Source organism: Bradyrhizobium sp. (genome assembly GCF_035273305.1).
Taxonomy (GTDB): Bacteria; Pseudomonadota; Alphaproteobacteria; order Rhizobiales; family Xanthobacteraceae; genus Bradyrhizobium.
This window is the reverse complement of record NZ_DATEPI010000265.1, coordinates 1-4,390: the sequence shown is the minus strand read 5'-3', so window position 1 is coordinate 4,390 and position 4,390 is coordinate 1. Positions and strand designations below refer to the sequence as shown.

6 protein-coding genes, 1 tRNA gene and 2 pseudogenes are annotated in these 4,390 nt (G+C 60.2%); 6 read left to right on the top strand and 3 right to left on the bottom strand.

Annotated features, from left to right (window positions below):
- The 3 genes and pseudogenes from VJV58_RS17640 to VJV58_RS17630 all read left to right on the top strand — a co-directional run.
- A pseudogene (locus VJV58_RS17640) lies at positions 1-258 on the top strand (glutamine amidotransferase); the annotation flags it as partial.
- A gap of 102 nt (positions 259-360) precedes the next feature.
- The gene (locus VJV58_RS17635; protein WP_324138650.1) at positions 361-876 is read left to right on the top strand and encodes a nuclear transport factor 2 family protein; all 516 of its coding nucleotides are present in this window, start codon (positions 361-363) and stop codon (positions 874-876) included.
- A 48-nt stretch (positions 877-924) separates the two neighbouring features.
- Complete coding sequence (locus VJV58_RS17630; protein WP_324138649.1) at positions 925-1,737, top strand: enoyl-CoA hydratase; 813 nt, start codon at positions 925-927, stop codon at positions 1,735-1,737.
- Positions 1,738-1,808: 71 nt separating this feature from the next.
- Here VJV58_RS17630 and VJV58_RS17625 read toward each other — a convergent pair.
- A tRNA-Ala gene (locus tag VJV58_RS17625) sits at positions 1,809-1,884 on the bottom strand.
- Between the two features lie 190 nt (positions 1,885-2,074).
- On the opposite strand from VJV58_RS17625, the gene VJV58_RS17620 reads away from it, so the two are divergent.
- The 3 genes from VJV58_RS17620 to folD all read left to right on the top strand — a co-directional run bounded on the left by VJV58_RS17620 (position 2,075) and on the right by folD (position 3,666).
- Positions 2,075-2,365, top strand: coding sequence for a YggT family protein (locus VJV58_RS17620; protein ID WP_324138648.1), 291 nt, complete (start codon positions 2,075-2,077; stop codon positions 2,363-2,365).
- Between the two features lie 16 nt (positions 2,366-2,381).
- On the top strand, positions 2,382-2,702 hold the full coding sequence (locus VJV58_RS17615; RefSeq protein ID WP_324138647.1) for a DUF167 domain-containing protein: 321 nt from the start codon (positions 2,382-2,384) through the stop codon (positions 2,700-2,702).
- Positions 2,703-2,781: 79 nt separating this feature from the next.
- A complete protein-coding gene (gene folD, locus VJV58_RS17610; protein ID WP_324138646.1) occupies positions 2,782-3,666 on the top strand; it encodes a bifunctional methylenetetrahydrofolate dehydrogenase/methenyltetrahydrofolate cyclohydrolase FolD in 885 nt (294 codons plus the stop codon).
- A 21-nt stretch (positions 3,667-3,687) separates the two neighbouring features.
- Here the strand turns inward: folD and ppa are convergent, their stop codons facing one another.
- Together ppa and VJV58_RS17600 are read right to left on the bottom strand one after the other, a co-directional pair.
- Positions 3,688-4,218 carry an inorganic diphosphatase gene (gene ppa / locus VJV58_RS17605; RefSeq protein WP_324138645.1) on the bottom strand — a complete coding sequence of 177 codons (531 nt, stop codon included), beginning with the start codon at positions 4,216-4,218 and terminating at the stop codon, positions 3,688-3,690.
- A gap of 94 nt (positions 4,219-4,312) precedes the next feature.
- Positions 4,313-4,390: pseudogene (locus VJV58_RS17600) on the bottom strand (GNAT family N-acetyltransferase); the annotation flags it as partial.

Here is a 4,390-nt window from a genome sequence, read left to right as displayed (position 1 = left end):
GACGAATTTCCCGTCGAAGCGTTTCAGTTCGATCAAGCGTTCGGCTTGCAATTTCATCCGGACGTGACCTACGCGATGATGCATCGCTGGACCACGCACGGACACGCGCGCCTCGAATTGCCCGGTGCTCGCGAGCGCCATCATCACTTCACGGATCGCGCGGTGCATGACGCTGCCGAGCGCGCATGGTTGAAGGAATTCCTCGAGCAATGGCGGGTTAGGGTGCCATCGCCAATGATGGCCCAAGCCGCGGAATAGCTTCCGAACTCCAGAGATTTCAAAACGTCTCTGACCTTTTCGATTATGCTAGTGTCGGCTCAACAAGCTCGTGACAGCGCTCATCGGGCAAAGGGAGGCGATATGACCGGTGACGAATTTGCTCGCCTGCTGAACGCGTTCACGCTCTCGGCGGAATCCGGGGATGGCGCGCGCTTCGCGGACCATTTCACCGAGGACGCGATTTACTACGACTATATTTACGGCCCGCATCAAGGCCGCGCCGCCATCGCCGACATGATGCAAAACCTGTTTCACCGGGATGCGGCGGACTATCGATGGGAGATGTTTGATCCGGTGTTCGATGGCATCATGGGATACGCGTGGTCGCTCTCGAGTTTCACGTCGAAAATTCCGCAATTCAAAGGCCAGTATGTGGTGATCGATGGCATGAGCCGATTCCTGGTGCGCGATGGCTTGATTGCCGAGTACCGGGAGTCCGTCAACGGCGGCGTCGCAATGGCGCAGCTCGGAGTCGAGCCTGATCGGATGAACAAAGTATTCAGGCGTTGGACCGGATGGTTGAAAGAGCGGCCAGAAACGGTCGATTATCTTGCGCGGCCAAAAGGCTCGCATGCGAGCGCAGCTTCCAAAGCATGAACTAATAACAATCATTCTCGCGAGCAGGCGAGCACGGGGAGATCGGTTTTGACCTATCAGCACATTCTCTATGAGGTCAGCGAGAAAATCGCGACGATTACGCTTAACCGGCCCGATCGCATGAACGCGTGGACGCCGATCATGGAGCGTGATGTGCGCCACGCCATGGAGGCCGCGGCCGCGGACGAGAATGTGCGGGTAATCGTGCTGACCGGCGCCGGGCGCGCCTTTTGCGCGGGCGCCGACATGGATGCGTTGAAAGGGCTTGATCCAGAGGACATCAGGCGCGGCCAGAGCCTGCCGCCATTCGATATGAATCGCAGGCCAGATTGGCAAACCCGCTATGGCTATTATCCATCGATTCCGAAGCCGGTGATCGGAATGCTGAATGGCGCGACCGCCGGTATCGGCCTCGTGCATGCACTCTATTGTGACGTTCGCTTCGCGGCAGACAACACGGTCTTCACGACGGCTTTTTCGCGCCGCGGGCTGATCGCCGAGCACGGCATCAGCTGGATGCTGCCGCGTATCGTTGGTCACGCCAATGCGCTGGACCTGCTGATGTCGGCGCGGCGGGTGTCAAGCGAGGAGGCGCTGCGGATTGGGCTGGTCAATCGGCTGTATCCGCCCGACCAGTTGCGCGAACACACCTTTGCCTACGCGCGCGATCTCGCCGATTTCGTCTCGCCGAGCGCGATCGCCGTAATCAAGCGCCAGCTTTACGACGTGCCGTTCCAGACGCTGGCCGAAGCGACGATCGATGCCAACCGTGAAATGGTGATCGCGCTGCGCGGCAGCGATTTCCGTGAAGGCGTCGCGAGCTTCATGGAAAAGCGGCCGCCGAAATTTACCGGCAAGTGAGGTTCAATTTTTTAGACTGCGCTCAGGTACAGTTTGTTCAACAGCTTCCCGGCCGAGCAGTCGGCGAAGGTTGGTGGAGCCAGGCGGGATCGAACCGCCGACCTCGTCATTGCGAACGACGCGCTCTCCCAGCTGAGCTATGGCCCCATGCGGCCGGCTTGTGAAGAAAAGCGGACAGCAATCGCCGCCATTTACAGTCCGCCCCAAGCTCAAGTCAAGAACGGCGAAAGCCATGGTTTTATGACCGATTTTCACTGGAACTTCCCTTGTTTGCAGCGGATGGAACCGGTATCTAGCGAGGGGTCGAATCCGCGACCGAACCTCCGAGTAAGCCAGCATGCGCGCCGTTCTCGACATCGTTCTTATCGTCCTGGATCTCTACGTCTGGCTGCTGATTGCGTCCGCGATCCTGTCATGGCTCATCGCTTTCAACGTCGTCAACACGCGCAATCAGTTCGTCTCGGCGGTAGCGGAGTTCCTTTATCGGATCACTGAGCCGCTGCTGGCGCCGATCCGCTCCTTCATGCCCAATCTCGGCGGACTCGATATCTCACCAATCATCCTGATCCTGATCATCATGTTTATCCAGCGGGTGATCACCTATTACATTTATCCCAGCGTTTTCTGAGCCTGGTCGGCGGCTGATGGATCCTTGGCGTTATTCCACCGAGGGCGTCAGGGTCGCGCTCCGGGTGACGCCGCGCGGCGGCCGCGACGAGATCGATGGGATCGAGACACTTGCCGACGGACGTACGGTGCTCAAATTGCGGGTCCGCGCCGTCGCCGAAGGTGGCGAAGCCAATCGCGCGGTGATGGAGCTAATCGCGAAAGTGCTTGGAGTGCCCAAGGCCCAGGTGCGTATTGTCTCCGGCGTGACCTCGCGCCTCAAGCAAATTGCGGTCGATGGCGAGCCGACAAAGCTTCGCGACGCATTGCGAAAGCTGGCCTTGGCGAAATCAGATTGATGCTGACTGCGAACAGGTGGCGCGTCGAACGACTATGACGCGCGCCAACGATTGATTGAAGGGCCATAAAGGAAGCGAGATGACGGCGCGCATCATCGACGGCAAGGTCATTGCTTCAGATCTCCGCGCCCGCGTAGCGGACGAGGTTGCGCGAGTGAAGCGCGAGTATGACCTGATCCCCGGTCTTGCCGTGGTGCTGGTAGGCAGCGATCCGGCCAGCCAGGTCTATGTCCGCAGCAAGCACAAGCAGACCCAGGCTGCCGGGATGGCCTCTTTCGAATTTGTGTTGCCGACGGATGTCGCGCAGAGCGAACTGCTGGCGCTGATTGGAAAGCTCAATCGCGATCCCGCCGTTCATGGCATTCTCGTGCAGCTGCCGTTACCAAAGTCGCTGCATACGGAAGCCATCATCAATGCCATCGATCCCGCCAAGGACGTCGACGGCCTGCACCCGAATAACGCCGGGCGGCTGGCTGGAGGTTTTGCGGCTCTGTCGCCGTGTACGCCGCTGGGCTGCATCATCCTGACCAGGAGCGTGCATCCCTCGCTCGAAGGCATGAACGCCATTGTCATCGGCCGTTCCAACCTGGTCGGCCGTCCGCTGGTGCAACTGCTGCTCAACCAGAACGCGACGGTTACGATCGCGCATTCGCGCTCGCGCGATCTGCCCAAGCTCTGCGCCCGCGCCGATCTGGTCTATGCCGCTGCCGGCAAACCGCAGATGGTGCGCGACGACTGGATCAAGCCGGGCGCGACCGTGATCGATGTCGGCATTAACCGCCTGCCCGAAAAAGACGGCAAGACCCGGCTGGTCGGTGATGTCGCCTTCTCCGAAGCGCTGGATGTCGCCGGTGCAATTACGCCGGTGCCCGGCGGGGTCGGGCAAATGACGGTCGCTTGCCTTTTGGTGAACACCTTGCGTGCCGCATGCGCCATTCGTGGCCTGCCGACACCCGCGGTCTGATGCTGCGCAACGCGCGCAGCGCTACTTGCCCTTGGCGCGCGCGATGCCATCGGCAATCAGCCTGTGCGCATCCTCAGCAGCGCCCCAGCGCAACACCTTCACCCATTTTCCCGGCTCGAGGTCCTTGTAGTGCTCGAAAAAGTGCTGGATCTGCTGCAGCGTGATCTCGGGCAAATCGCTGTAGGTCCGCACCTTGTCATAGCGCTGCGTCAGCTTCGATGATGGCACCGCGATAATCTTCTCGTCCCCGCCGGCCTCGTCTTCCATCAGCAGCACGCCGACGGGGCGCACGCTCATGACCGCGCCGGGGACGATCGCACGGGTATTGGCGACCAGCACGTCGCACGGATCGCCATCATTCGAGAGCGTATGCGGGATGAAGCCGTAATTGCCGGGGTAGCGCATCGCCGTGTACAGAAAACGATCGACCACCAGCGTGCCGGCCTGCTTGTCCATCTCGTATTTGATAGGCTCGCCGCCGACCGGCACCTCAATAATGACGTTCACTTCGCGCGGCGGATCGATTCCAATCGAAATGGCGTCAATACGCATTGATTGCTCCGCCAGCCGCTGAGTTTCATGTCACGAAATAGCGAGCGCTATTGCTGGCCGAACCAGGCTTGAGGCGCTTCGACAGCTCGAGCGCTCAACTGGTCCAGGCGAAGGCGATTTTGTCCAGCGACTTCGGTCCGAACTTTTCCGAGGAGCGGGCCACCATGCGGCC